This window comes from Pseudolabrys sp. FHR47, from assembly GCF_005153485.1.
Taxonomy (GTDB): domain Bacteria; phylum Pseudomonadota; class Alphaproteobacteria; order Rhizobiales; family Xanthobacteraceae; genus Pseudolabrys.
The window spans coordinates 2927296-2947096 of sequence record NZ_CP039740.1; the positions used below are offsets into that span (position 1 = coordinate 2927296).

Below are 19801 nucleotides of genomic sequence, written 5' to 3' on the forward strand. Positions count from 1 at the left end.
TTAGCCGGCGCGCAATTCGATAGCTATTCCGCGGCATCCGCGGGCGTGGCCGACCGCTCGGCGGCCGTCAGCACCGGATCGTCGACCGGCGGCGGGTTGCGGTTGGGCGCCGCCTCCTCGTCGCCGGCACGAGCCAGGCGCTCGCGCGCCTCCTCGGCCTCGCGCTGCCGGTTCCACATGCTGGCATAGAGACCGTTGGCCGCGAGCAGCGCCGCGTGATTGCCGCGCTCGACGATCTCTCCCTTGTCGAGCACGATGATCTCGTCGGCGCCGACGATGGTCGAAAGCCGGTGCGCGATCACGAGCGTGGTGCGGCCCTTGGACACCCGCTCCAGCGCGTCCTGGATTTCCTTCTCGGTGTGGCTGTCGAGCGCCGAGGTCGCCTCGTCCAGCACCAGGATCGGCGGCGCCTTCAGGATCGTGCGGGCGATCGCGACGCGCTGTTTCTCGCCGCCGGACAATTTGAGGCCACGCTCGCCGACCTCGGTCTCGTAGCCCTGCGGCGACAGGCGGATGAAGCCGTCGATCTGCGCCAGCCGGGCCGCCTCCTCAACTTCGGCGTCGGTCGCTTCCCAGCGGCCATAGCGGATGTTGTAGCGGATGGTGTCGTTGAACAGCACGGTGTCCTGCGGCACCATGCCGATGGCTTCGCGCAAGGATTTCTGAGCGACCCGCGCGATGTTCTGGCCATCGATGGTGATGCGCCCACCCGACAGGTCGTAGAAGCGGAACAGCAGCCGCGAGATGGTGGACTTGCCGGCGCCGGACGGGCCGACCACCGCCACGGTCTTGCCGGCCGGCACCTCGAAGCTGATGCCCTTCAGGATCGGCCGCGCCGGATCATAGGCGAAGGCGACATTGTCGAAACGGATATTGCCGGCGCTGACAGCGAGTGGCCTGGCGCCGGGAATGTCCTTGATTTCCGGCGGCCGGCCGAGGATCGAGAACATCAGCTCGATATCGGTCACCGCCTGCTTGATCTCGCGATAGACCATGCCCATGAAATTCAGCGGCTGGTAAAGCTGGATCATCATGGCGTTGATGAGCACGAAATCGCCGACCGTCTTGCCGCCGGCGCGGATCTCGGTCGCCACCATCACCATCGCGGCGGCAAGGCCCGCCGTAAAGATGATTGCCTGTCCGGCATTGAGCACCGCGAGCGAGGTATAGGCCCGGGTGGACGCGTCCTCGTAACGCGCCATGGCGCGGTCGTAACGCTCGGACTCGCGGTCCTCGGCGGAGAAGTATTTCACCGTTTCGTAGTTCAGCAGCGAGTCGATCGCCTTCACATTGGCGTCGGTGTCGCTGTCGTTCATCTTGCGGCGGATGCCGATGCGCCATTCGGTGGCGTAGTAGGTCCACACCAGATAGAGCGCGACGGTGATGAGGATGACGACAACGTAACGCCAGTCGAACTGCCACATCAGCACGACGCAGATCAGCGTCAGCTCGATGATGGTCGGCGCCAGTTGCAGGATGACCATGCGCACGATGGTCTCGATGCCGTTGCGGCCGCGCTCGAGCACGCGCGTCAGGCCGCCGGTCTTGCGCTCGAGATGAAAGCGCAGCGACAATTCGTGCATGTGCACGAAGGTGCGGTAGGCGAGCCGGCGCACCGCGTGCATCGCCACCTTGGCGAAGACGCCATCACGCATCTGCGTCGTCACCGCCATGATGACGCGCATGCCGCCATAAGCGAGCGTCATCGCAACGGGCGCCGCGAGCGCCCAGAGCAGCCAGTCATTGGCGCCGAGGGGCGCGCTGCCGGCGCCGGCCAGCGCATCGGTCGCCCACTTGAAGGTGAAGGGCGTGACGATGGTGGCGAACTTGGCGAGCAGCAGCAGCAAGGTCGCCCAGACGACGCGCATCTTCAGGTCGCGCCGATCCGACGGCCAAATGTAGGGCCACAGATGGACGATGGTCGCCATCAGCGCGCCGCGGTCGGCTGAGACGCGGGGTTCAGGTTGGGCGGCTTGGTGCGGAGGCGTCATTCGGGGTCCGGGGTCAGGCACTTTCATATAGGTCTAAACTGGCCGGCAATCACCCTTCCGCCCTGTATTTCCTACGGATTTTTCGGGGCCACCTTGACGCCCGGAAGGTAGCGATGCACATCCAGACCATGACCTCGCCTGACAAACCCGCCTCGCTCGCCCGAATCTGCGTCTATTGCGGCTCCGGCCCGGGCACCGACCCGGCCTTCGTCGCCGCGGCGACCGCCCTAGGCGCCGCCATGGCCAAGGCCGGTATCGGGCTGGTCTATGGCGGCGGCGACATGGGCATGATGGGCGCCGTGGCCGAGGCGGTGCGCGGCCATGGCGGCACGGTGACCGGCATCATCCCGGAGTTTCTGCTCAACAAGGAGCGCGCCGGTTTCAACGGTGACGGCCTGATCGTCACCCGCGACATGCACGAGCGCAAACGCAAGATGTTCGAGATGGCCGACGCCTTCGTCGCCATGCCGGGCGGCATCGGCACGCTCGAGGAGATCGTCGAGCAGATGACCTGGGCCCAGCTTGGCCGTCACAAGAAGCCGATCCTGCTCGCCAACATCAAGGGCTTCTGGGATCCGCTCTCCGCTCTGCTCGATCACATGAAGGCGCTGGCCTTCATCCGCGACGGCATGGAGTTCGAACTGCTGGTCGCAGACGAGGTGAGCGACATCATCCCGAAGCTGCGCCAGGCGATGCAGGGCGTGTCGGAAACGGCGAAGGATATGCCGGAAGCTGTGGCGGAGAAGTTGTAGCTTACTTCGTAAACGTCACCGCCTCGATGCGGTTGCCGTCGGGATCGCGGATGAAGGCGGCGTAATAACCGCCCTCGCCGTCATGCTCGCGCAAACCGGGCGCGCCATCGCTTGAGCCACCGGCTTTGAGCGCCGCGGCGTGGAAGGCATCGACGAGTTCGGTCGAGCGCGCGCGGAAGCAGACATGCGCGCCGCTGCCAGCCTCAATCGGCGCCATGTCACGGCGCAGATTGATCCAGAACTCGGAATACTGCTTGCCGAAGCCGACGGTCGCTGCGCGCACGTCGATCGGCTTCATGCCGATGGCGCCGAGCACGGACTCGTAAAAGCGCGTGGCGGCGCCGAGGTCGCGGACGGCGATGGAGACGTGGTCGATCATGCGGCCCTCACGCCGGCGCGCCGGACTTCACCAATTTGTAAATGATCGAATCCATCAGCGCCTGAAACGAGGCGTCGATGATGTTCGGCGACACGCCGATCGTGGTCCAGTGCTCGCCGCTCTCATCCTCGCTTTCGATCAGCACGCGCGTCACGGCCTCGGTGCCGCCATTGAGGATACGCACGCGGAAATCGGTGAGCTTGAGGCCCTTGATGTAGTCTTGATACTTGCCGAGGTCCTTGCGCAAAGCCTGGTCGAGGGCGTTGACCGGACCGTTGCCTTCCGCCGCAGAGATCAGGCTTTCGCTGCCGACCTTCACTTTGACCACTGCCATCGTGACGGTGACGCGCTGGCCGAGCGCGTTGTCGCGCTGCTCGACATTGACGTCGAACTGCGACACGTCGAAATAATCCGGCACGGTGCCGAGCGTGCGCCGCGCCAAGAGTTCGAAGGAGGCGTCCGCCGCATCATAGGCATAACCGATCGCCTCGCGCTCCTTGACGATCTCAAGCAGGCGGCCGATGCGGCGATCGTCCTTGTCGACCTTGAGGCCGATACGATCGAGTTCGGCGAGCACGTTCGACTTGCCGGCCTGATCCGACACCAGCACCTTGCGCTTGTTACCGACGAGATCGGGACTGACGTGCTCGTAGGTTTCCGGCGCCTTCATGATTGCGGAGGCGTGAATGCCAGCCTTGGTGGCAAAAGCGTTCTCGCCGACATAGGGCGCGTAGCGGAACGACGGCCGGTTCAGCCGCTCGTCGAGCGCGCGCGACACCTTGCCGAGCGACTTGAGCGCCTCGTCGCTGATGCCGATGTCGAACTTGTCGGCATAGTCCTTCTTCAGCTTCAGCGTCGGGATGATGGAAACGAGATTGGCGTTGCCGCAGCGCTCGCCGAGGCCGTTGAGCGTGCCCTGAATCTGCCGCGCGCCGGCGCGCACCGCGGCCAGCGAATTGGCGACCGCCTGCTCTGTGTCATTATGGGCGTGGATGCCGACATGATCGCCGGGGATGACCTTCACCACATCGCCGACGATCTTCTCGATCTCGTGCGGCAGCGTGCCGCCATTGGTGTCGCACAGCACCACCCAGCGCGCGCCCTCGTCATAGGCCGCCTTGGCGCATTCCAGGGCGAATTTCGGATTGGCCTTGTAGCCGTCGAAGAAATGCTCGCAATCGAGCAGCACTTCCCGGCCCGCGGCCTTGGCCGCCTTCACGCTGTCGCGGATCGAAGCGAGGTTTTCTTCCAGCGTCGTCTCCAGCGCGACCTTGACGTGATAGTCCCACGACTTGGCGACGAAGCAGATGGCGTCGGCTTTCGCCTCGATGAGCGCGGCGACGCCCGGATCGTTCGAGGCCGAGCGCCCCGAGCGGCGCGTCATGCCGAAGGCGGTGAACTTGCCCTTGAGCTTGCGGTCCTGCGCGAAGAATTCCGTGTCGGTCGCATTGGCGCCCGGATAACCGCCCTCGACATAGTCAATGCCCAAGTCGTCGAGCATATCGGCAATGGCGATCTTGTCGGCGAGCGTGAAGTCGACGCCATTGGTCTGCGCACCGTCGCGCAGGGTCGTGTCGAACAGATAGAGCCGCTCGCGGGACATGATACGCCTCACCAAAGATAATAGTTCGCCGCCAGCGCAACGGCGACCAGCAGCGCGACGGCCGCCATGACGATGTGATGCCGCTGCATGACGCGCTTACCAGAGACCGAAATACTTGGTGGCGACGGCAATCGCAGCAGCGATCACCACGACCTTCAGCACGATGTAATAGAGCCAGTGGCGCGGGAACGGCGTGTCGGGTTTTTCCATGGCAGCGACTTAGGCCTCCGGTTGGGCGTTCGGCTTGACGAGCGCCTTGGACAACGTGGTGTTGGCGAGCCATTCGTCGCCGACCGACACCGAATTGCGCTGCTGCGCGACATAGCCGCGCTTCTCGAAGAAGCCGCGCGCGGTGTCGCTGGCGTCCACGGTGAGGCTCGAAGCGCCGCGCGCGCCGGCGAGCTTCTCCAGCGCGTCGACAAGCAGCGCACCCGCGCCCTGCCCGCTGACGATCGGATGCACGAACAGCATGTCGATCTTGGTGTTGCCGGCGAGCGAAGCGAAGGCGACCGGCGAGCCATCGAAGGTCGCAATCAAAGTAAGTTGCTTGCTGAGGCGGGCCGCGAAGGCTTCCAGATCTTCGGCGCGTGAAATCCACGCCTCCCGTTGGGCCTCGCTGTAATCGTCGCTTGTCAGTTCAAGAATGCTCTCGCGGAAGATCTCCGCGAGCAGCGGCGCATCCGTGGGCAGGAACGGCCGCAGCGCGAGCTTCGGTGAAGCGGTCGCCATCAGCGTGTCCCCTGTCGCGGCCATTCGGCCGTATCGTGGTCGGGATGCTGATGGCTGACGATAGAAGCCTTGAAGGCCTCCTGCTTGGGCTCGGCGCCTTCCGGGCGCGTCGGCAGGCTGCACAAGCCGTCGAAGAACGGCTGCTTGCTCTCGGGATTGACCTGGATGGTCGGCGGCGCGACCGACGGATCGTCAAGGGTGCAGACCGCGATTTCGGTCGGGCCACCGTATTCATAAGTCAGCGGCGTGCCGCAATCGGCGCAGAAGCCGCGCTCGACCTTGTTCGACGAACGATAGCGCTTCGGCTCGCCGCGCGTCCATTCGAGATCGTGCACGGTGACCAGCATCGCGAAGGGCGAACCGAAGGCCTTCTGGCACATGCGGCAATGGCAGATCGACGAGCGGCCGAATTTCGAGCCGCGAAAGCGCACCGCGCCGCATTGGCAGCCGCCGGAATGCATGGTGTTCATCGCGCGATCTCCCAGGTTGTGCCGTCCTTGGAGTCTTTCAGCACCACGCCCATGGCCGCGAGCTCGTCGCGGATGCGGTCGGATTCAGCGAAGTTCTTCGCGGCGCGAGCAGCGGTGCGGTCTGCAACAAGACGCTCTATTTTCTCATTCAGAAGCTGCCTATCACCGCTGACAATAGTCAAAGTGCCGTTTTTGCTACTTTCGACTTTCAATCCACGCGATTCAATCGTCGATATTATCTGACCAATTTGGGGGGCGTTATTTGCTGTTGCAGCTCTTAAGAGCTGCACAGTTGCGCCGAGGCCAAGAATACTCTGATCTACATTGAGGGCTTGTACGCCAGATTGAAAATACCCCGGCTTATCGAGATGCCGGAACCCCAACAGGTGGCAGTTAGCGGCAAACTTCATCTCGTCTTTAAAGCCACCCACCTTTGCCTTAGCAAAAAGCTCCCTTAATGCCGAAATAGCATTTGAAGTATTCAAGTCGTCTGACAATGCGTTGAGAACCTCGGTCGGTTCCTCGTTATTATTGAATGTATAACGCGATTGAAGAAGATGGGCCCAATCTTCTAGTTCATTGCAAGCTGCTCTGGTATTGTTCTCAGTCCAATCAATTGGCTGCCTATAATGCGTCATCAGCATCTGCAAACGCAAAACATCGCCCGGCCACTTATCTAATAGACCCCGGATAGTGAGAAAATTGCCGAGGCTCTTCGACATCTTCTCGCCTTCGACCTGCAGGAAGCCGTTGTGCATCCAATAGTTCGCCATCACGTTCTGATGGAAGGCGCAGCGCGATTGCGCGATTTCGTTCTCGTGATGCGGAAAGACGAGATCGATGCCGCCGCCGTGAATGTCGAAGGTCTCGCCGAGATGCTTCCACGACATCGCCGAGCATTCGATGTGCCAGCCGGGACGGCCGGGCTCCTTGATGCCACCCGGCGACGGCCAGCCGGGCTCGCCCGGCTTCGACGGCTTCCACAGCACGAAATCCTGCGCGTCTTTCTTATAAGGCGCGACTTCGACACGAGCGCCCGCGATCATCTCGTCCATCGGCCGCTTGGAGAGCTGGCCGTAGTCCGTCATCGACGGCACGTTGAACAGCACATTGTCTTCGGCGACATAAGCGTGACCCGACTTGATGAGACGCTCGATGATCGTCTTCATCTCCTCGATATGCTCGGTCGCGCGCGGTTCGACCGTCGGCGGCAGGCAGCCCAGCGCCGCGACGTCGGCCTTGAAATTCTGATAGGTCTCTTCCGTCAACTCACGGATATCGATGCCGCGCTCGGCGGCGCGCGCATTGATCTTGTCATCAACGTCGGTGATGTTGCGGACGTATTTAACGTGGCTCTCGCCATAGATGTGGCGCAGCAACCGGAACAGCACGTCGAAGACGATGACCGGCCGCGCATTGCCGATATGGGCGTAGTCGTAGACCGTCGGTCCGCACACATACATGCGCACATTCGCCGGATCGATCGGCGTGAACGGGCGCTTCTCGCGCGTCAGCGTATCGTAGAGCCGCAATTCCATAAGGGTCACACCAATGCCGGCGATCCCGCTGGCCGGGGGCGTCCCTTATTATCTCGATTCGAGAAAAGACGGCCTCAGCCAGCGTGTGTGCGCTAGCTAATAATCAGGCGGCAAATACCGCGGATGAGGGTCAGGCCGTTCATTGTCGGGCACATTGCGCAAATTGCCCGGCTAGCGTCAAGCGGCCCGAAAATTCCACAGCAAACATAAGTACTTGCTAGAGGCCTTCGAATCGCCGCAGCGGTTAAACGGCTTTTAAGAAACTTCGCTGCATTTTAGCGGCCGGACTTCACCGACAAGCCCTCGATCGAGCCCGCGCGGCCCGTTGGCGCGCGCGATAAGGAACGGACGTGCCCATGCGTAGCCTACTGGTCAGTGTCGCCTTGCTCTCCGGCCTCACCCTCGCCGGGCCGGCCCAGGCCGAGCGCAAGATGTTCATCATCAGCGCCGACGTTGGTTATGGCGTCGACCGCTGCCTGGCCAGCGGCGCGGCCTGCGGGGCACCGGCCGCCGCTGCCTATTGCCGCAGCCAGAACTTCGCCACCGCGATGTCTTTCAGCAAGGTGGACCGCGAGGACATCACCGGCGCCATTCCGGCCGGCGGATCGGGCGGCTGCAAAGGCGCGAATTGCGACGACGTTGTCGCCATCGTCTGTTCGCGCTGATCGCGGTCGGGAACTTCGCGGAAAGTTCCATCCTCCGTGTGAAATTTTTTAACGGGCGTAAGAGCTTGCGCGCGTTTAAGCGCGGTTGAGTTATCACTACGAGCCCGGTACGAAGGAACCTGTATTTCCTCCGACGCACGGGCGCATGGTCAAAGCACGCGAACCTCAGGTCCCGCCGCCGCCGGTCGAGAGTCCGGTCAGCCGCGCCGAACGGCCGCTGAAGTTGTTGATCGCGGCTTCGATCGCCTTCCCCATCGCGATCTATCTCATCGCCGCCTGGATTTCCTACGGCCAGCATATTTCGGAAGCCACCGAGCGCCTGCAGCGCACTGTGTCCGCGATGCAGGAACACGCCAGCAAGGTGTTCGAGACCTTCGCCATCAGCGAACGCTATCTCGAGGAAATGTTCGACAATATCCCCAGTTCCGAAATCCGCGACAACGAAGCGCAGTACAGCGGACGCATCAGAACGTTCATCCAGTCCCTGCCCCAGCTCCGCGATCTCTGGGTCATCGACAGGGACGGCCGGCCACTCGTGGCCGGCACCGTCTATCCCCTACCGCGCGATCTCGATTTGTCCGATCGCAGCTATTTCGACGCGCACAAGAAAGCGAACATCGACATCTTCATCAGTGAGGTGATTGACGCGCGCGCCGCCAACACCGATTTCTTCGCCATCACCCGCAGACGCGACAGCAACGGCGGCAGGTTCAACGGCGTCTATCTCGTGTCAATCGCGCCGGAATATTTTTCGAACTATTACGCCACGCTGCCGCGCAGCGATGTGTCGGTGGCCGGACTGGTACGCAACGATGGCGTTGCGCTGGCGCGGTACCCAACAAATTCGGCATTCAGGCGCTCGGCGCCGGGCTCGATCTTCATGCGCGCGGTCGCGGCTAATCCCGAGGGTGGCATCACCGATGGCACATCATCGGCCGACGGCGAACGCCGCATCGGCGCCTATCGCAAGCTGCCGAACTACGATGTCTATGTCTATGCCGCGCTCGACGTCCCGCATGTTCGTGCCCGATGGATGCGAGCGATGGCGATGCATCTGGTCTTCGGTCTGCCGGCAACGCTGATGATGGTCGGACTGGGCATTTTCGCCCTGCACCAGGCAAGGCGCGAGGCCGCCGCCAACGGGCTGTTGCGGCAGGAAGCGGCACGCCGCCAATCAACCGAAATGGCGCTGCGCCAGGCCCAGAAAATGGAAGCGGTTGGCCGTCTCACCGGCGGCATCGCCCACGACTTCAACAACCTGCTTACCGCCATCATCGGCAATGTCGAACTGGCGCTGCGGCGCAACTCCTCAGAAGACGCACGCGTCGCCAATTCGCTCAGCGCTATTCGTCAGGCCTCGACCCGCGCGGCGACTTTGGTACAGCGCCTGCTCACCTTCTCGCGGCAGCACCCTCAGGAGGTCAAGGCCGTCAACGTCAATCGGCTGGTCGCGGAGATGTCGGAGATCCTGCATCGCGCCATCGGCGAGACCGTGCGGGTCGAAACCGTGCTGGCCAGCGGCCTGTGGAAGACCGCCCTCGATCCCAACCAGCTCGAGAGCGCCATTCTCAACCTCGCCGTCAACGCCCGCGACGCCATGCCGGACGGCGGGCGGCTGACGATCGAAACCTCCAACGCCTATCTCGACGAAGCCTATGTGCGGCAGGCGGGCGCCGATGTCGAAGCCGGTCAGTTCGTGCTGGTCGCGGTCAGCGACACCGGCAGCGGCATGAGCGCCGACGTGCGCGACCGCGCCTTCGATCCGTTCTTCACCACCAAGCCGGCGGGCGTTGGCTCGGGCCTCGGCCTCAGCATGGTTTATGGCTTCGTCAAGCAGTCGCACGGCCACATCCAGATCTACAGCGAGATCGGCCAGGGCACCGCGATCAAGATGTATTTCCCGCGGCTGTCCGATCCGTCCGCCTTCCCGGCGTGGGAAGAGGAGACCGAGCCGGTGGCGCCGGGTTCGGGCGAACATTCGGAGTCCATCCTGCTCGTCGAGGATGATCCGGATGTCAGCCGTTTTGTCATCGATGCGCTTAGCGATATCGGCTACCACGTCACCCATGCGGCGACGGCGGCCGAAGCGCTGGAAAAACTCAAGGGCATGTCCGATATCGCGCTGCTGTTCACCGACGTCGTGCTGCCCCGCGGCATGAACGGGCGCGAGCTGGCCAATGCGGTGAAAGAGACGCATCCCGATCTGCCGGTGCTGTTCGCGACCGGCTACACCCGCAACGCCATCATCCATCATGGCCGGCTTGACAGCGATGTCGATCTTCTGACCAAGCCGTTCACGACGGAAGCGATGGCCAAGAAGGTGCGCGAGGTGCTCGACGGCAACAAGCCGCAGGGCACATCCTAAACCTCGCGGCCGATCAACCGGTCGAGCGAGAAGCGTCCGCCGCCGCGCACCAGGAAGTGCAGCACGACCAGCGCCCAGAACAGCGGATATTCGAAGCCGAGGTTGTTCCAGTAGAAGCCGTTGGCGGCGTGGAATTTGATCGCGACCGCGAGGAAGACCAGCACCGGGAGTGCGGCAAGCCGCGTCAGCAGGCCGAGCGCGAGGCACAGGCCGCCGCCGAATTCCGTGAGCCCGGTGAGGATGGTCCAGAACAGCGCGGGGTGGAATCCAGCCTGCTCGAAGAAGGCGGCATTGGCCGCGGTCGCCCCGAACAGCTTCGGATAGCCATGGGCGGCGAGTGACAGGCCGGCGCAGAGGCGCACCAGGGTTTCGGTCACCGGCGCGAGCGTCCGGTAGAGCCCGTCCAGAGCGGGGATGAGCAGGCGCGAATCGTCCGACATGGCAGGCTCCTTTGGGCGGTCTCCTCGGAGCAGGATTCCGTGGCCGGTGGCCGCCAGTCTAGCGGTTCCGCGACCATGCGGACGATTAGAATGCTTCCAAGAAGGTTGCGCGGTATCCCAACATCGGTAAATTCGTCAGTATTTGCCGGTCGATGCCTCAAGACCCGCCGGCGCAAGGGACCCTGCGGCGCGATGCATAAACCGGCAATGTCAGTGATCACCGCGGACCAGGCCTCGCAGGCCACGCCGGTGCTCAAGCTCGACGAGTTCCTGCCGCACCGGCTCAACCTGTGCTCCGGCAGCGTCTCAGCGGCCCTCTCCAGCATCTATGCCGAGCGCTACCAGATCGGCGTGCCGGAGTGGCGGGTCATCGTCATTCTCGGCGAATTCGGCCGCGCGACCGCCAAGGAAATCGGCGTCCACGGCCAGATGCACAAGACCAAGGTATCGCGTGCCGTGGCGGTCCTGGAGAAGCGCCAGTTCGTGACCCGGCGGGCCAATGTCGCCGATCTGCGCGAGGCCTTCCTGTCGCTGACGCCGGACGGCCGCGCCGTCTATGACGACGTGGCGCCGCAGGCGGTGGAGTTCGTCAACCGTCTCATTGCCACGATCGACCCCGGCGACCGCGAAGCCTTCTCCCGCGTGGTCAAACAGCTCACCGAAAGGGCCGGTGCGATCACCGCCGATGTCGCCAAGGGCGGCAAAGCCGGTTAGGTTGCGGCAAAATCCACATTCGGGATTGCCGGGGAACGCCGCTCGTGAAGCTCTACAGCTATTTCCGCTCGTCCGCCGCCTATCGCGTCCGCATCGCTCTCAATCTCAAGGGCTTGTCCTATGAGATGGAGTCGATCCACCTCACCAAGGATGGCGGGCGGCAGTTCTCCGACGCCTTCCGCGCCATCAACCCGCAGATGCGGGTGCCGGCGCTCCAATTGTCGGGCGGCGAGGTCCTGACCCAGTCGCTCGCCATCATCGACTATCTCGACGAGGTCTATCCCGATCCGCCGTTGCTGCCGGCGGAGGCACTCGACCGCGCTCGCGTGCGCGCGGCGGCGCAGGTCATCGCCTGCGATATCCATCCGCTCAATAATCTCGTGGCGCTGCGCTACCTCAAACGCAATCTCAATCAGGAGCAGACTGCAATTGATGCCTGGTATCACCACTGGGTGATCGAGGGCTTCAAGGCGCTCGAGCAGATGATCGCGCCCGGTCCGTACTGCTTCGGCTCGCATGTGACGCTGGCCGATGTTTGCCTCGTGCCGCAGGTGTTCAACGCGCGCCGCCTCAAAGTGCCCCTCGACGCTTTTCCGAAGATCGTCGCCGTCGAGACCGTGTGCCTGAAACTGCCGGCCTTCGACAAGGCACGGCCCGAGAACCAGCCGGACGCCGAGTAGCGCCGCCTCCTGTTCAAAACAGAAAGTCCGTCCGGTGAGCGGCTCTCATATCGTCCGCGTCGTGTTGTGGATGGCCGGCGCGCTGCTGTCGTTCTCGGCGATGGCGGTGTCGATCCGCGAATTGTCGCGCGCCGGATTGAGCATCTTCGAGATCTTCACGATCCGGAGCGGCGCTGCGCTGATCATCCTGTGCATCGTGCTGCTGTTGCGGCCCGAGCTGCGGCTGCAGGTCCGCCCGCACCGCCTCGGCTTCAATGTGCTGCGCAACACCATCCACTACGGTGCGCAGTTCGCATGGGCCTATGGCGTGACCATGCTGCCGCTCGCTCTGGTGTTCGCGCTCGAATTCACGACCCCGGCGTGGACCGCCCTGCTCGCTGCCTGGTTCCTGCGCGAGAAGCTGACGCCGAGCCGTATCGGCGTCGTGATCCTGGGGCTCCTTGGCATCCTGGTGATCCTGCGGCCCGGCATTACGGGCTTCAACCCGGCCGCGGGCATCGTGCTGCTGGCGGCCGTCGGCTTCGCCGTGATGATGATCATGACCAAGTCGCTGACAAGCACGCAGTCAACCTTCAGCATCATCTTCTGGATGGCGGTGATCCAGCTGCCCCTGTCGCTGATCGGCAGCAATCCGGCGGTCTTTCTTGACGCCGGCCTCTACGACCTGCGCCACATTTTGCCCGCAATCGGCGTCGGCCTTGCGGGCTTGACCTCGCACTTCTGTCTGAGCAATGCATTCCGCGCCGGCGATGCGACGCTCGTGGTGCCGATGGACTTCATGCGGATTCCGCTCATTGCCGTCGTCGGATGGGCGTTCTACGGCGAAGCCCTCGATATCTGGGTCCTGGTTGGTGCGTTGGTCATCATCGCCGGGGTGCTCTGGAACCTCCGCTCCGAGCGCCGCCGGGCGACATGAGGCCGCGCCCGGCCTTCCGAATCCGGCTGGCGGGTGTCCTCGCTTGGCCATGATTTTCCGATTAGAGTGCGCCGCATGAGAGCTTTTCTTCGTCCCGCCATCACCGCCCTCGCCGCCCTGACGGCGGTGTCCGCAGCCAATGCCCAATCGGCCAATCCGACCTGCCAGCGGCTCGAGGCGCAGCTCGCCTCGCTCGACCGCGGCAATGCCGACCCGCAGCGCGCGGACCGCATCCGGCGCGCCGAAGACGCGGTTAACCGCCAGCAATACGAGGTCGATCGCCTGGTGTCGCAGAGCCGCCAGAACGGCTGCGAAAGCTCGGGCTTTTTCTCGATCTTCTCAAACCCGCCCCCGCAATGCGGCGGCATCAACCGCCAGATCGGCCAGCAGCGCTCGACGTTGGAGCGCCTTCAGGTTGAGCTCGAGCAATTGTCCGGCGGCAATACCGAACGTATGGCGCAGCGCCAGTCGCTGATGATCGCGCTCGGCGACAATAATTGCGGCCCGCAATACCGTTCGGCCGCGATCCAGGGTCAGCAAGGCGGCTTCTTCGACCGGCTGTTCGGCGGCAACACCAATAGCGGCATCTTTTCGACACCGCAGGGCCAGATGGGCGGCACCTATCGCACCATCTGCGTGCGCACCTGCGACGGCTATTATTTCCCGATTTCCTATGCGACCTCGCCCGACCGCTTCAACGACGACGCGCAGGTCTGCCAGCGCTCATGCCCGGCGGCGCAGGTTCAACTTTACGTTTATCACAACCCCGGCGAAGAGGTGAACCAGGCGGTCTCGCTCGACGGTCAGCCCTACACCGCGCTGCCGACCGCGTTCGCCTATCGCAAGGCGCTCGACAAATCCTGCGGCTGCCGACGTCCCGGCGAAAGCTGGGCCGAGGCGATGAAAGTGATGGGCGGCGACCAGACCCTGGCGCCGGGCGATGTCGTCGTTACCGAGGAAAGCGCCAAGCGCCTGTCCCTGCCGCGCGATGCCGCTGGCCGGCCGATCCGTCCGCAATCACCTGCGCAAAATCCAGCGCAAGGACAGCAACCGCAATCATCGGCGCAACCGTCAAACGACGTGCGCTCGGTCGGCCCGGCCTTCGTACCGCAGCGGCAGCAGTAAGTCTCTACGTCATGCCCCGCGAAAGCGGGGCATCCAGTACGCCGCAGCGCCAGCCATCTTGAAGAACGTCGGTGGTTACTGGATCGTCCGCATTCGCGGACGATGACGCTGAGCATCAAAAATCAAACGCTTCCGACTTCGCCGGCTGGCCGGTGTAAAGCGAAACGTCCGGCTTGGGCAAAGGCTCGCCGGTGTCGCGGAAACGGTTGGTGATCGGATAACGCCGGTCGCGGCCGAAATTCTTCAGCGTCACCTTCACACCAGGCGCCGCCTGCCGGCGCTTGTACTCCGCGATGTTCAAAAGCCGCTCGACGCGCAGCACAGTGTCCCGGGCATAGCCGGCGGCGACGATGCTTGAAACCGGCTCCTCGCGCTCAACCAGTGCCTCGAGGATCGGATCGAGCACGCTGTAAGGCGGCAGCGAGTCCTCGTCCTTCTGGTTCTCGCGCAGCTCCGCCGTCGGCGGCCGCACGATGATCGCCTCCGGAATAACGACGCCATCCGGCCCGAGAGCGAATGACGGCTTCCACTCATTGCGCAGGCGCGACAGCCGGAACACTTCGGTCTTGTAGAGATCCTTGATCGGATTGAAGCCGCCGTTCATGTCGCCATAGAGCGTGGCGTAGCCGACCGACATCTCCGACTTGTTGCCCGTGGTCACGACCATCAGGTTGAACTTGTTGGAGATGGCCATGAGGATGGTGCCACGCGCACGCGACTGCAGGTTCTCTTCAGTAACGTCACGCTGCGTTTCGGCAAATGTCGCGGCCAGCGCCTTCTCGAGGCCTTCGACCGCCGGCGCAATCGGCAGGATCTCGTAACGCACGCCGAGCGCTTTGGCGCAGGCCGCCGCATCGTCGAGCGATTCCTGCGCCGTGTATTTGTACGGCAGCATCACGCAGCGTACGCGCTCGGCGCCAAGCGCGTCGACCGCCATGGCCGCACACAGAGCGGAGTCGATGCCGCCCGACAAACCGATGACGACGCCGGGAAAACCGTTTTTGTTGACGTAGTCGCGCAAGCCCAGCACGCAGGCCCCATAATCGGCGCGGTCGTCCCCGAGCGCCTTGACGAAGGGCCCCTTCTCGCAGACCCAGCCGCCGTTTTGACGTACCCACTGCGTGGTGACGACGGTTTCCTCGAAGGCGCCCAACTGGAACGCCAGCGAGCGATCGGCATTGAGCGCAAAGGAGGCGCCGTCGAAAATCAGCTCGTCTTGGCCGCCGACCTGGTTGACGTACAGCAGCGGCAGGTTCTGCTCGGTGACGCGCGCCACCGCGATGTTGAGCCGCACTTCGTCCTTGGCCCGGTCGTAGGGCGAACCGTTGGGCACCACGAGAATTTCGGCGCCGGTCTCGGCCAGACATTCGGCCACGTCTTCGTAATCGCCGGACTCGGTCCAGATATCTTCGCAGATCGGCACGCCGAGCCGGACGCCGCGGAAATTCACCGGGCCAGGCACCGGCCCCGGTGCGAAAACGCGAGCCTCGTCGAACACGCCATAGTTCGGAAGATTGACCTTGAAGCGCAGCGCCGCGATGCGGCCGGCCTCTAAAATAGCCACGGCGTTGTAGAGCTTGCCGTCCTCGACCCACGGCGTGCCGACGACCAGCGCCGGGCCGCCCGAGGCGGTCTCACGCGCCAGCTTCTCGATCTCGGCACGGCAGGCGGCCTGAAAGGCCGGCTTGAGCACCAGATCTTCCGGCGGATAGCCGGCGATAAACAGTTCGGGGAAGACGACGATGTCGGCGCCCTGCCGCGCCGCCTCGTCACGAGCGCGGCGCACCTTGGCGCCGTTGCCGGCGATATCACCGACAGTCGCGTTCAGCTGCGCACAGGCAATCGCCAGTCGGTCGGCCGGTCTTCCGTCGGAGCCGCGGGTGTTCATGTGAAACCTCTACCGCTTCGGCCCGAGAGCGGGCAATGGCCGGCCGGTGCAGGCCAGCCTTGCTCCTAAAGCCCCGCCGCCGCGGGCAGCGGATGCGCCGAGCGTTCCTTGCGCAGCCGGTCGGCCAGCAGGAAGGCGAGATCGATCGCCTGTTCGGCATTGAGCCGCGGATCGCAGACCGTGTGATAGCGATCGTTGAGATCGGCATCCGAGATCGCGCGAGCGCCGCCGGTGCATTCGGTGACGTTCTGTCCGGTCATCTCCAGATGCACGCCGCCGGCATGCGAACCTTCGGCCGCATGCACGTCGAAGAACGAGCGCACTTCCTTGAGAATGAGATCGAACGGCCGCGTCTTGTAGCCCGACGCCGAGGTGATGGTGTTGCCGTGCATCGGATCGCACGACCAGATCACGCTGCGACCCTCGCGCTTCACCGCGCGCACCAAAGCCGGCAGATGCTCGCCGACCTTCTCGGCGCCGAAGCGGCCGATCAGCGTCAGGCGACCCGGTTCATTGTCCGGATTGAGGATGTCGATGAGGCGCAGGAGATCATCGACCTTGAGCGACGGACCGCACTTCAGACCGAGCGGGTTCTTGATGCCGCGCGCATATTCGATATGCGCGTGATCGTGCTGGCGGGTACGATCACCGATCCAGATCATGTGGCCGGAGGTCGCGTACCAGTCGCCCGTGGTCGAGTCGATGCGGGTCAGCGACTGCTCGTAGCCGAGCAACAGCGCCTCGTGGCTGGTGTAGAAATCGGTGGTGCCGAGCGCACTGTCGACAGCGAAGGTCAGGCCGCAGGCACGCATGAAATCGAGCGCGCCTGAAACGCGATCGGCGAGATCGGCGTAGGCCTTCGACTGCGGCGAGTCGGTGACCGACTGCATCATCCAGCGGTGCACGTTTTCGACGCTGGCATAGCCACCCTTGGCGAAAGCGCGCAGCAGGTTCAGCGTCGCCGCCGACTGGCGATAGGCGTCCATCTGCCGGCGCGGATCGGGCGTGCGCGATTCCGGCGTGAAGGCGATGTCGTTGATGATGTCGCCGCGATAGCTCGGCAGTTCGATGCCGTCCTTTTTCTCGGTCGCGGACGAGCGCGGCTTGGCGAACTGGCCGGCGATGCGGCCGACCTTCACGACCGGCGAGGCACCGGCATAGGTCAAGACGATCGCCATCTGGAGAAAGACGCGGAAGAAATCGCGGATGTTGTTGGCGCCGTGCTCGGCAAAGCTCTCGGCGCAGTCGCCGCCCTGGAGTAGGAAAGCCTCGCCCTTGGCGACGCGAGCCAGCGCCGCCTTGAGGCTGCGCGCCTCGCCGGCAAAAACGAGCGGCGGAAACGTCGCAAGCTGCTTCTCGGTATCGGCAAGAAGCTGCTTGTCCGGGTAGTCCGGCACCTGCAGAATGGGCTTATTGCGCCAGCTATCGGGCGCCCAACGCTCGGGCATCGCAGTTACTCCAGCAATTTTGCGGGGTTATACACAATTTAGGCCACGCGGCGCCAGCCAATAGCGCAGCCACCGTTAACCCTGACCGGCACCCTATTCCGCGGCCTGGTCACCGCTCTGGCGGCTGTAACTCGCCGCTTTTTCGCGCATCGTCACCAGTTCCTCGGCCATGGTCGGATGGACCGCCATGGTGGCGTCGAAGTCGGCCTTGGTGGCCCCCATTTTCACGGCGATGCCGATGAGCTGGATCAGTTCGCCGGCATCCGGACCGGCGATGTGGCAGCCGACCACCCGGTTAGTCGTGCCATCGACCAGGAGCTTCATGAACACCCGGGTCGCCCGCCCGGACAAGGTCGCCTTCATGGGACGGAACGTGGTCTTGTAGACGTCCAGCTTGTCGAGCTGGGCTCGCGCCTGCGTTTCGGTCAGACCGATGACACCGAGTTCGGGCTCGGAGAACACCGCGGTCGGCACATCGGCATGATCGACCCGGGTCGGCTTGCCGCCATAAACGGTGTCGGCGAAGGCGTGGCCCTCGCGGATCGCGACCGGCGTGAGATTGACGCGGTTGGTGACGTCGCCGACGGCATAGACGTTCGGCACCGACGTGCGCGAATATTCGTCGACCTCGATGCCGCCGTGCTCGTGGCAACGGATGCCGAGATTTTCAATGCCGATGCCCATGCAATTCGGCCGGCGACCGATGGCGAACATCACCTTGTCGCTGGCGATCTTCCGGCCGTCCGAGAGATGGGTGACGTATTCGTCGCCAGCGCGATCGATGGCGTCGACCGTGTGGCCGCACAAGACATTAATGCCGCGTGTCTGCATCTCGTTACGCAGATGCTCGCGGATATCGTCGTCGAAGCCGCGCAGGATGTTCTCGCCGCGATAGACGAGCGTTACTTCGCTGCCCATGCCGGCGAAAATGCAGGCGAACTCGACGGCGATATAGCCGCCGCCCTGCACCACGATGCGCTTGGGCAATTCGGGCAGATGCAGCGCCTCGTTCGATGAGATGGCGTGTTCCAGTCCTGGAATATTCGGACCCATATGCGGCCAGCCGCCGGTCGCGATGAGAATGGTCCCGGCGGTGACCTTGTCGCCGTTGGCGAGGCGAATGGTGTGTGCGTCCTCGATCACAGCGCGACTGCGCACGATCTTGACCTTCCAGCGCTCGAGCGTCGCGACATAGGCGGCCTCGAGACGGTCGATCTCGCGATCCTTGTTGGCGATCAAAGTCGGCCAGCTAAAGGTCGGTTCCTGCGGCACGGTCCAGCCGAAGCCGGCGGCATCCTCGAATTCGTGGGAAAAACGCGAAGCGTACACCAGCAGCTTCTTCGGCACACAGCCGCGGATCACGCAGGTGCCGCCGACGCGGAATTCCTCGGCGATCATCACCCGCGCGCCGTAGCTCGCCGCAATGCGCGCGGCGCGCACACCGCCCGAGCCTGCGCCGATGACAAACAGATCGACGTCGTAGGAAGACTTGGAAGCAGGTGCCGAAGTGGATGCCGAACTGGGTGCCATAACCGCCTGAGCTCCACCGCTCTTAGCGCATCAGATGCGCGGGCGGGTGAAGCTCATTAAAGCTTGTGGCCCTTCTTCTTCAAGCCCTCGCGGATCTTGCCGATGACTTCGTCCGACAGCGAATTGGCCCATTCCTGAGCAAATTTCAGGCTCTCGTCGATGATCTTGGGCTGTGCGACCAGAAATTTCTTGCCAGCCGGCGACGTATAGAAAGCAAGAATATCCTTCAGTTCCTGTTCGGACAGGTTCGCGGCGTAGATTTCGATGACCTTGGTATGCACCTCCGACACTCGCGCCTCGTAGTCCTTGCGGACCTGAGCGGCGACTTCGTTGACGTCGTTGGTGATCATCGGATTCTGCTGCACGAAGAATTGTCGCGACTGTTCGACGACGCCGGGCACGATCGGAGCGAACAATTCGAGCCCCCCGGTGATCTTCACGATTTCGCCGGCCATCTTCAGCGCCGCCGGCGACGGCTGCTGGGCCAGGGCGGAGCCGGACATAACGAGCGAAGCCGCCACGACGACCGCGCGAAGGCCGCGCCAGGATTGGGTCGAAACAAACATTC

Annotated in this window: 18 protein-coding genes; 7 read left to right on the forward strand and 11 right to left on the reverse strand. The window is 63.6% G+C overall.

Features of this window, described 5'->3' with window-relative positions:
* Positions 1-23: 23 nt before the first annotated feature.
* A complete protein-coding gene (locus tag E8Q40_RS14400) occupies positions 24-1991 on the reverse strand; it encodes an ABC transporter ATP-binding protein/permease (RefSeq protein WP_137045199.1) in 1968 nt (655 codons plus the stop codon).
* A gap of 113 nt (positions 1992-2104) precedes the next feature.
* Here E8Q40_RS14400 and E8Q40_RS14405 point away from each other — a divergent pair, with 113 nt between their 5' ends.
* Complete coding sequence (locus tag E8Q40_RS14405) at positions 2105-2743, forward strand: TIGR00730 family Rossman fold protein (protein WP_246662849.1); 639 nt, start codon at positions 2105-2107, stop codon at positions 2741-2743.
* 1 nt (position 2744) lies between these two features.
* Here E8Q40_RS14405 and E8Q40_RS14410 read toward each other — a convergent pair whose 3' ends face one another.
* From E8Q40_RS14410 to cysS, 5 genes are all read right to left on the reverse strand, one after another.
* Positions 2745-3122 carry a VOC family protein gene (locus E8Q40_RS14410; RefSeq protein WP_137045200.1) on the reverse strand — a complete coding sequence of 126 codons (378 nt, stop codon included), beginning with the start codon at positions 3120-3122 and terminating at the stop codon, positions 2745-2747.
* A 7-nt stretch (positions 3123-3129) separates the two neighbouring features.
* Positions 3130-4725 (reverse strand): citramalate synthase, encoded by a 1596-nt coding sequence (gene cimA, locus E8Q40_RS14415; protein ID WP_137045201.1) that lies wholly within the window; start codon positions 4723-4725, stop codon positions 3130-3132.
* Positions 4726-4944: 219 nt separating this feature from the next.
* Positions 4945-5454, reverse strand: coding sequence for a GNAT family N-acetyltransferase (locus E8Q40_RS14420; protein WP_137045202.1), 510 nt, complete (start codon positions 5452-5454; stop codon positions 4945-4947).
* Positions 5454-5924, reverse strand: a complete 471-nt coding sequence (locus E8Q40_RS14425; protein ID WP_137045203.1) for a GFA family protein — start codon at positions 5922-5924, stop codon at positions 5454-5456. The genes E8Q40_RS14420 and E8Q40_RS14425 overlap by 1 nt, the downstream gene beginning before the upstream one ends.
* A complete protein-coding gene (cysS, locus tag E8Q40_RS14430; protein WP_137045204.1) occupies positions 5921-7462 on the reverse strand; it encodes a cysteine--tRNA ligase in 1542 nt (513 codons plus the stop codon). Before cysS ends, E8Q40_RS14425 begins: the two co-directional genes overlap by 4 nt.
* A 356-nt stretch (positions 7463-7818) precedes the next feature.
* Between cysS and E8Q40_RS14435 the strand changes: the two genes are divergently transcribed.
* Positions 7819-8127 carry a hypothetical protein gene (locus tag E8Q40_RS14435; protein ID WP_137045205.1) on the forward strand — a complete coding sequence of 103 codons (309 nt, stop codon included), beginning with the start codon at positions 7819-7821 and terminating at the stop codon, positions 8125-8127.
* A 145-nt stretch (positions 8128-8272) separates the two neighbouring features.
* The gene (locus tag E8Q40_RS14440; protein WP_137045206.1) at positions 8273-10492 is read left to right on the forward strand and encodes a hybrid sensor histidine kinase/response regulator; all 2220 of its coding nucleotides are present in this window, start codon (positions 8273-8275) and stop codon (positions 10490-10492) included.
* Here the strand turns inward: E8Q40_RS14440 and E8Q40_RS14445 are convergent.
* On the reverse strand, positions 10489-10932 hold the full coding sequence (locus E8Q40_RS14445) for a DoxX family protein (protein WP_137045207.1): 444 nt from the start codon (positions 10930-10932) through the stop codon (positions 10489-10491). The genes E8Q40_RS14440 and E8Q40_RS14445 overlap by 4 nt on opposite strands.
* Positions 10933-11139: 207 nt before the next feature.
* Here E8Q40_RS14445 and E8Q40_RS14450 point away from each other — a divergent pair, with 207 nt between their 5' ends.
* The 4 genes from E8Q40_RS14450 (at position 11140) to E8Q40_RS14465 (ending at position 14367) form a co-directional block, all read left to right on the forward strand.
* Positions 11140-11646, forward strand: coding sequence for a MarR family winged helix-turn-helix transcriptional regulator (locus E8Q40_RS14450; RefSeq protein ID WP_168197846.1), 507 nt, complete (start codon positions 11140-11142; stop codon positions 11644-11646).
* 44 nt (positions 11647-11690) lie between these two features.
* On the forward strand, positions 11691-12326 hold the full coding sequence (gene maiA / locus E8Q40_RS14455; RefSeq protein ID WP_137045209.1) for a maleylacetoacetate isomerase: 636 nt from the start codon (positions 11691-11693) through the stop codon (positions 12324-12326).
* Between the two features lie 34 nt (positions 12327-12360).
* Positions 12361-13242 carry a DMT family transporter gene (locus E8Q40_RS14460; protein WP_246662850.1) on the forward strand — a complete coding sequence of 294 codons (882 nt, stop codon included), beginning with the start codon at positions 12361-12363 and terminating at the stop codon, positions 13240-13242.
* A gap of 75 nt (positions 13243-13317) precedes the next feature.
* Positions 13318-14367: a DUF2865 domain-containing protein gene (locus E8Q40_RS14465; RefSeq protein WP_137045210.1), complete on the forward strand. Its 1050-nt coding sequence runs from the start codon at positions 13318-13320 to the stop codon at positions 14365-14367.
* A 115-nt stretch (positions 14368-14482) separates the two neighbouring features.
* On the opposite strand, the gene E8Q40_RS14470 is transcribed toward E8Q40_RS14465, so the two are convergent.
* The 4 genes from E8Q40_RS14470 to E8Q40_RS14485 all read right to left on the reverse strand — a co-directional run bounded on the left by E8Q40_RS14470 (position 14483) and on the right by E8Q40_RS14485 (position 19799).
* Positions 14483-16255 (reverse strand): NAD+ synthase, encoded by a 1773-nt coding sequence (locus E8Q40_RS14470; protein WP_137045211.1) that lies wholly within the window; start codon positions 16253-16255, stop codon positions 14483-14485.
* Positions 16256-16320: 65 nt separating this feature from the next.
* Positions 16321-17703 (reverse strand): class II 3-deoxy-7-phosphoheptulonate synthase, encoded by a 1383-nt coding sequence (locus tag E8Q40_RS14475; RefSeq protein ID WP_137045212.1) that lies wholly within the window; start codon positions 17701-17703, stop codon positions 16321-16323.
* A 93-nt stretch (positions 17704-17796) separates the two neighbouring features.
* A complete protein-coding gene (gene gor / locus E8Q40_RS14480) occupies positions 17797-19233 on the reverse strand; it encodes a glutathione-disulfide reductase (RefSeq protein ID WP_137045213.1) in 1437 nt (478 codons plus the stop codon).
* 56 nt (positions 19234-19289) lie between these two features.
* Positions 19290-19799, reverse strand: coding sequence for a DUF2059 domain-containing protein (locus E8Q40_RS14485; protein WP_137045214.1), 510 nt, complete (start codon positions 19797-19799; stop codon positions 19290-19292).
* Positions 19800-19801 lie beyond the last annotated feature (2 nt).

Excerpts from the sequence above, each read along its gene's own strand:
- gor (WP_137045213.1), bottom strand. The coding sequence starts at position 19,233 with ATGGCACCCAGTTCGGCATCCACTTCGGCACCTGCTTCCAAGTCTTCC.
- E8Q40_RS14440 (WP_137045206.1), top strand. The coding sequence starts at position 8,273 with ATGGTCAAAGCACGCGAACCTCAGGTCCCGCCGCCGCCGGTCGAGAGT.
- E8Q40_RS14435 (WP_137045205.1), top strand. The coding sequence starts at position 7,819 with ATGCGTAGCCTACTGGTCAGTGTCGCCTTGCTCTCCGGCCTCACCCTC.
- E8Q40_RS14400 (WP_137045199.1), bottom strand. The coding sequence starts at position 1,991 with ATGACGCCTCCGCACCAAGCCGCCCAACCTGAACCCCGCGTCTCAGCC.
- E8Q40_RS14405 (WP_246662849.1), top strand. The coding sequence starts at position 2,105 with ATGCACATCCAGACCATGACCTCGCCTGACAAACCCGCCTCGCTCGCC.
- E8Q40_RS14410 (WP_137045200.1), bottom strand. The coding sequence starts at position 3,122 with ATGATCGACCACGTCTCCATCGCCGTCCGCGACCTCGGCGCCGCCACG.
- cysS (WP_137045204.1), bottom strand. The coding sequence starts at position 7,462 with ATGGAATTGCGGCTCTACGATACGCTGACGCGCGAGAAGCGCCCGTTC.
- E8Q40_RS14450 (WP_168197846.1), top strand. The coding sequence starts at position 11,140 with ATGTCAGTGATCACCGCGGACCAGGCCTCGCAGGCCACGCCGGTGCTC.
- E8Q40_RS14465 (WP_137045210.1), top strand. The coding sequence starts at position 13,318 with ATGAGAGCTTTTCTTCGTCCCGCCATCACCGCCCTCGCCGCCCTGACG.
- E8Q40_RS14445 (WP_137045207.1), bottom strand. The coding sequence starts at position 10,932 with ATGTCGGACGATTCGCGCCTGCTCATCCCCGCTCTGGACGGGCTCTAC.
- cimA (WP_137045201.1), bottom strand. The coding sequence starts at position 4,725 with ATGTCCCGCGAGCGGCTCTATCTGTTCGACACGACCCTGCGCGACGGT.
- E8Q40_RS14420 (WP_137045202.1), bottom strand. The coding sequence starts at position 5,454 with ATGGCGACCGCTTCACCGAAGCTCGCGCTGCGGCCGTTCCTGCCCACG.
- E8Q40_RS14470 (WP_137045211.1), bottom strand. The coding sequence starts at position 16,255 with ATGAACACCCGCGGCTCCGACGGAAGACCGGCCGACCGACTGGCGATT.
- E8Q40_RS14425 (WP_137045203.1), bottom strand. The coding sequence starts at position 5,924 with ATGAACACCATGCATTCCGGCGGCTGCCAATGCGGCGCGGTGCGCTTT.
- E8Q40_RS14475 (WP_137045212.1), bottom strand. The coding sequence starts at position 17,703 with ATGCCCGAGCGTTGGGCGCCCGATAGCTGGCGCAATAAGCCCATTCTG.
- E8Q40_RS14485 (WP_137045214.1), bottom strand. The coding sequence starts at position 19,799 with ATGTTTGTTTCGACCCAATCCTGGCGCGGCCTTCGCGCGGTCGTCGTG.